This is a genomic window from Methylibium sp. T29, assembly GCF_000576205.1.
GTDB classification, from domain to species: Bacteria; Pseudomonadota; Gammaproteobacteria; order Burkholderiales; family Burkholderiaceae_C; genus Methylibium; species Methylibium petroleiphilum.
Genome location: NZ_AZND01000265.1, coordinates 1 through 4275, shown reverse-complemented (window position 1 = coordinate 4275; position 4275 = coordinate 1). Strand labels below are relative to the sequence as shown.

The 4275-nt window shown below is 67.5% G+C and carries 4 protein-coding genes; 3 read left to right on the top strand and 1 reads right to left on the bottom strand.

The annotated features are described in order from the left end of the window. Positions 1-156: 156 nt before the first annotated feature. Positions 157-1101 (bottom strand): LysR family transcriptional regulator, encoded by a 945-nt coding sequence (locus tag x551_RS19040; RefSeq protein ID WP_011829076.1) that lies wholly within the window; start codon positions 1099-1101, stop codon positions 157-159. Between the two features lie 124 nt (positions 1102-1225). Here x551_RS19040 and x551_RS19035 point away from each other — a divergent pair, with 124 nt between their 5' ends. The 3 genes from x551_RS19035 to cbbX are packed head-to-tail and all read left to right on the top strand — an operon-like array spanning position 1226 to position 4117. Next, positions 1226-2680: a form I ribulose bisphosphate carboxylase large subunit gene (locus x551_RS19035; RefSeq protein WP_036250242.1), complete on the top strand. Its 1455-nt coding sequence runs from the start codon at positions 1226-1228 to the stop codon at positions 2678-2680. 16 nt (positions 2681-2696) lie between these two features. Next, positions 2697-3140, top strand: a complete 444-nt coding sequence (locus x551_RS19030) for a ribulose bisphosphate carboxylase small subunit (protein ID WP_011829078.1) — start codon at positions 2697-2699, stop codon at positions 3138-3140. Between the two features lie 20 nt (positions 3141-3160). Then, positions 3161-4117 (top strand): CbbX protein, encoded by a 957-nt coding sequence (gene cbbX, locus x551_RS19025; RefSeq protein ID WP_036235802.1) that lies wholly within the window; start codon positions 3161-3163, stop codon positions 4115-4117. Positions 4118-4275 lie beyond the last annotated feature (158 nt).

The following is a 4275-nucleotide window of genomic DNA, read 5'->3' as shown; positions in this document are numbered from 1 at the left end:
GGCCAGCGCGCCGCCGGCGGCCAGGCTGGCGGCCAGCGCGGCAGCGGCCAGCGTCGATCTCGCAAGCAGTGTCTTCATGTCGTTCTCCTGGTTCCCCGGTCTCGGGCCGGAGCGCATGGTGCCAGCATGCCGGCCCTTTGCATATTTGCGGTGCAACTATCGATCCGCGCCCGCCGACAGCAGGGGTGTGTCATGCGCCACCAGGTAGGCCTCGGCCTCCTCGAGGATGAAGTAGCGGAAGGCCTCGGCCGACGGCGACAGCAGCTTGGACAGCAGGTGCACCACGTTCCAGCTGCGCATCACCGGGGCGCCCTCGACGTCGACCAGGTGCAGCAGGCCCGACCGCAGTTCGAGCCCCACCGTGTGCAGCGACAGGAAGGACAGGCCCATGCCGGCCATCACCGCCTGCTTGATGGTCTCGTTGCTCGACATCTCCATGCTGATGCGCGGTGCGAAGCGGTGCTCCTTGAAGAAGCGCTCCATCGCGTTGCGCGTGCCCGAGCCGGGCTCGCGCACGATGAAGGGGTAGGGCGCCAGCGCCTCCAGCGGCGGGTGGCCGAAACGCAGCAGCGGGTGGTCGGGCGGCGCGATGAACACCAGCGGGTGCGCCGCGAACGGCTCGGCGCGCGTGGCCAGCTCCTTCGGCGGCCGGCCCATCACGGCCAGGTCGCACTCGTTGGCGTGCAGCAGGTCGAGCAGCTGCTCGCGGTTCTGCGAGACCTGCAGGCGCACGTCGATGCCGGGGTGCTCCTCGCGAAAGCGCGCCAGCAGCCGCGGCACGAAGTACTTGGCGGTGCTCACCATGCCGATCGTCAGCAGCCCGGTTTCCAGACGCTGGAAGCGCGCCATCGCGTCGTCGGCGTCCTTCAGCGTGGCCAGCAGCCGCTTGGCGTAGACCAGGTAGTACTCGCCCGCGGTGCTCAGCGAAACGCCGCGCCCGCTGCGCTCGAACAAGGGCAGGCCGACCTGCGATTCGAGCTCCTTGACCTGCATCGTCACGGCCGGTGGCGTGAGGTGCAGCGCCTCCGCCGCGCGCGCGAAGCTGAGGTGGCGTGCCACCTCGGTGAAAACCCGAAGCTGGCGGAAGGTGACGTTCTTCATTAAGGCAAATGTGAAGCCGAAGCCAAGAAGATATGAATTCCTCTTAGTCCAATACGAACCTATCTTGTGCCCCAGGCCGTGTCAATCGAACCGGACCAGCAAGGAGGCCGTCTTGAACAAGCCGATGGAAGACGCAGCGATCACCGACGTCAAGAAGCGCTACAGCGCGGGCGTCCTGAAGTACCGGCAGATGGGCTACTGGATGCCCGACTACGTGCCGAAGGACACCGACACGATCTGCCTCTTCCGCATCACGCCGCAGGACGGCGTGGACCCGGTGGAGGCCGCGGCTGCGGTGGCCGGCGAGTCCAGCACCGCGACCTGGACCGTGGTGTGGACCGACCGCCTGACGGCCTGCGACAGCTACCGCGCCAAGGCCTACAAGGTGGAGCCGGTGCCGGGCATCCCGGGGCAGTTCTTCGCCTGGGTGGCCTACGACATCATCCTGTTCGAGGAAGGCTCGATCGCCAACATGACGGCAAGCCTGATCGGCAACGTGTTCTCGTTCAAGCCGCTGAAGGCGGCGCGGCTCGAGGACATCCGCATCCCGGTCGCCTACGTGAAGACCTTCAAGGGCCCGCCGACCGGTCTGGTGGTGGAGCGCGAGCGGCTCGACAAGTTCGGCCGCCCGCTGCTGGGCGCCACGACCAAGCCCAAGCTGGGCCTGTCGGGTCGCAACTACGGCCGCGTGGTCTACGAGGGCCTGAAGGGCGGCCTCGATTTCATGAAGGACGACGAGAACATCAACTCGCAGCCTTTCATGCACTGGCGCGACCGCTACCTCTACGTGATGGACGCGGTGAACAAGGCCAGCGCGGCCACCGGCGAGATCAAGGGCAGCTACCTGAACGTGACGGCCGCGACCATGGAGGACATGTACGAGCGCGCCGAGTTCGCCAAGGAACTGGGCAGCGTGATCGTGATGATCGACCTGGTGATCGGCTACACGGCGATCCAGAGCATGAGCAACTGGGCGCGCCGGAACGACGTGATCCTGCACCTGCACCGCGCCGGCCACGGCACCTATACGCGCCAGAAGAACCACGGCGTGAGCTTCCGCGTGATCGCCAAGTGGATGCGGCTGGCCGGCGTGGACCACATCCACACCGGCACCGCGGTCGGCAAGCTCGAGGGCGACCCGATGACGGTGCAGGGCTACTACAACGTGTGCCGCGACAGCGTCACGAAGCAGGACCTGCCGCGCGGCCTGTTCTTCGACCAGGACTGGGCCGACCTGAAGAAGGTGATGCCGGTGGCGAGCGGCGGCATCCACGCCGGCCAGATGCACCAGCTGATCGACCTGTTCGGCGACGACGTGGTGCTGCAGTTCGGCGGTGGCACGATCGGCCACCCGCAGGGCATCCAGGCCGGGGCGGTGGCCAACCGCGTGGCACTGGAATGCATGGTGAAGGCGCGCAACGAAGGCCGCGACATCAAGAACGAGGGCCCGGAGATCCTGCGCAAGGCCGCGCAGTTCTGCGCGCCGCTGAAGCAGGCGCTCGACACCTGGGGCGAGATCAGCTTCGACTACACCCCGACCGACACCAGCGACTACGCCGTCACGCCGGGCGTGGCCTGACAGGGAGTACCCGACCATGATGACCAACCCCACCGGCCGCCTGACCCAGGGCCAGTTCAGCTTCCTGCCCGACCTGAGCGACGCCGAGATCACGCTGCAGATCGAGTACGGCCTCGGCAAGGGCTATGCGTGGAGCGTGGAGTACACCGACGATCCGCACCCGCGCAACACCTACTGGGAGATGTACGGCAACCCGATGTTCGACCTGCACGACGCCGCCGGCGTGCTGATGGAACTCAACCACTGTCGCAAGACCTTCCCGAACCACTACATCCGCCTGATGGCCTTCGACTCGACACGCGGCATCGAGTCGATCGCGATGAGCTTCATCGTAAACCGTCCTTCGAAGGAGCCGGGCTTCATGCTCGATCGCCAGGAAAGCAACGGCCGCACGATGCGCTACCAGGTGCGCGGCTACGCCGCCGAGCAGCCCGAAGGCGAACGCTACGGCGAGCGCTGAAGCACGCTGACGAGTCCGCCATGAACCAGCCGCTGTACGCCATCCCCGGAGCCTCCGAGGCCGTGCCGCCGGCCTCGGTCGCCGCGGCATCGGCGTCCGGCGCGACGACGGTGGCCGAGGTGCTGGCCGACAGCCAGGTGGAGGCGGTGCTCGACGAGCTGGACCGCGACCTCATCGGCCTGGCACCGGTGAAGCAGCGCATCCGCGACATCGCCGCACTGCTGGTGATCGACAAGCTCCGGCTCAACCTGGGCCTTGCGGCGCAGTCGCCGTCGCTGCACATGAGCTTCACCGGCAACCCCGGCACCGGCAAGACGACGGTGGCGATGCGCATGGCCGAGATCCTGCACCGCCTGGGCTATGTGCGCAAAGGCCATCTGGTGGCGGTGACGCGCGACGACCTGGTGGGGCAATACATCGGCCACACCGCGCCCAAGACCAAGGAAGTGCTGAAGAAGGCGATGGGCGGCGTGCTGTTCATCGACGAGGCCTACTACCTGTACCGCCCCGAGAACGAGCGCGACTACGGCCAGGAGGCGATCGAGATCCTGCTGCAGGTGATGGAGAACCAGCGCGACGACCTGGTGGTGATCCTGGCCGGCTACAAGGACCGGATGGACACCTTCTTCAAGTCCAACCCGGGCATGAGTTCGCGCGTCGCGCACCACCTCGACTTCCCGGACTACAACCAGACGGAGCTGCTGAGCATCGCCGACCTGATGCTGCAGCAGCAGAACTACCGCTTCGACACGGCTCCCGGCGCCGACGCCCGCGCGGCCTTCGGCGACTACCTGAACCTGCGCATCGCGCAGCCGCACTTCGCCAACGCACGCAGCGTGCGCAACGCGCTGGACCGCGCGCGCCTGCGCCAGGCCAGCCGGCTGTTCGCGGACCGCCACCGGGCGCTGAGCCGCGACGACCTGACGACGCTCAGCGCCGACGACATCCACGGCAGCCGGCTGTTCCAGCGCGGCTGACCCACAAGAACACCACACTGCACAGGAGCCCCCCATGGACCCCATCGAGCTCGAGCAATGGCTCTCGGCGCACCCTCCGGCGCTGGCCGACGTGATCCGGCACGTGGCGGCGGCCTGCGCACGCATCAGCCGGGCGGCCGCGCGCGCGCCGCTGGCGG